The organism is Subtercola boreus (assembly GCF_003399625.1).
Classification (GTDB): domain Bacteria; phylum Actinomycetota; class Actinomycetes; order Actinomycetales; family Microbacteriaceae; genus Subtercola; species Subtercola boreus_C.
In genome coordinates, this window is sequence record NZ_NBXA01000094.1 from 1 (window position 1) to 1273 (window position 1273).

The 1273-nt window shown below is 67.2% G+C and carries 1 protein-coding gene; it reads right to left on the reverse strand.

The window, feature by feature from the left end; all coding sequences use genetic code 11:
- Window positions 1-38: 38 nt before the first annotated feature.
- Window positions 39-1231 (reverse strand): IS3 family transposase gene (locus B7R21_RS19590; RefSeq protein WP_437184201.1). Its coding sequence is split into 2 segments (ribosomal slippage): window positions 39-952 and window positions 952-1231, totalling 1194 coding nucleotides; the frame shifts between segments, so codons are not numbered across the junction.
- Window positions 1232-1273 lie beyond the last annotated feature (42 nt).

Below are 1273 nucleotides of genomic sequence, written 5' to 3' on the forward strand. Positions count from 1 at the left end.
TGAGGCTGACCCCGTTTCCCGGACAGGTGGTTGGTTGGTCAGGCTGCCAGTGTGAGCTGGCGGCGTTCGTACTCTAATGGACTGAGGTAGCCGATGCCGGAGTGGCGTCGGCGGGCGTTGTACCAGCCGTCGATCCATGTGTAGGCGCCACGTCGTGCGGCGTCGATCGTGGCGAACACGTGCCGGTGGTAGTACTCGTTCTTGAACACGGACCAGAACGATTCCGCGGCCGCGTTGTCCCAACACACCCCCGTGCGACCCATCGACCGCAGCACCCCGAGTTCGGTCGCGGCTTTCGCGAGCTGACCGCTGGTGTACTGGGTGCCCCTGTCCGCATGGAACACGACCTTCCGTGGCAGGTGCCCGCGGAGACCGACGGCTTGCCGGAGCGCGTCCTCGACGAGGTCGGTGTGCAGACTGTCGCCGACGGTGCGTCCCAGGACCCGGCGGGTGTGACCGTCTCGCACGACGCAGAGGTAGGCCCATCCCTCACCGGTGTGGAGGTAGGTGATGTCCGAGAACCACGCCAGGTCTCGTTCACCCTGGTCGAACTGCCTCTCGACAAGGTCGGGGACGGGGAACGGATCCGCCCCGCGGATCGTGGTCGGCGGGTGCCAGGTGCGCGGGCTGATCCCCGTGATCCCCTCGGCTTGCATGAGTTTCGCGACCGTCTTCCGCGACACCGTGACCCCGGCCTCCTGCAGGTCGGCGTGGATCCGTGGTGCCCCGTACGTCCCGTCGGACGCGGCATGGAATCCACGGATCTGCCTGGTCAACTCGACCGCCCGCTGCTGCCGCGATGATGGGCCTGCCGCCTGCCGGGCACGCCACTCATAGAACCGGCGCCGGTCCACCCTCAGAAGCCGGCACATCCGGGTGATAGTCATGTTGGCCTTCTCCGCCTCGATCACCTGGAACCGCTCCTCGGGTTCTGCTTCGATGCGAAGAAGGCCGCCGCTTTTCCCAGGAACTCGTTGTCCATCCGCAGCTCCTGGTTCTCACGGCGCAACCGACCCAGTTCGGCCCGTTCGTCCAGATCCAACTGCGCCTCGCCGCCACCACCGGTGCGGGCCCGCTCGGCGTGCACCCACCGGCCCAGCAGCTGCTCGCCGACACCGATCTCTCGCGCCACCGCCACGACCGCCCGGCCCGTGTCGATCACCAGCCGCGCCGCCTCACGGCGATACTCCGGCGTATAAGTCTTCCTCTTGCTTGTGCCCATCACGGACATCCTCCCCGACAGGCCCGCAAACACGCGAAACCCGCCTGGTCA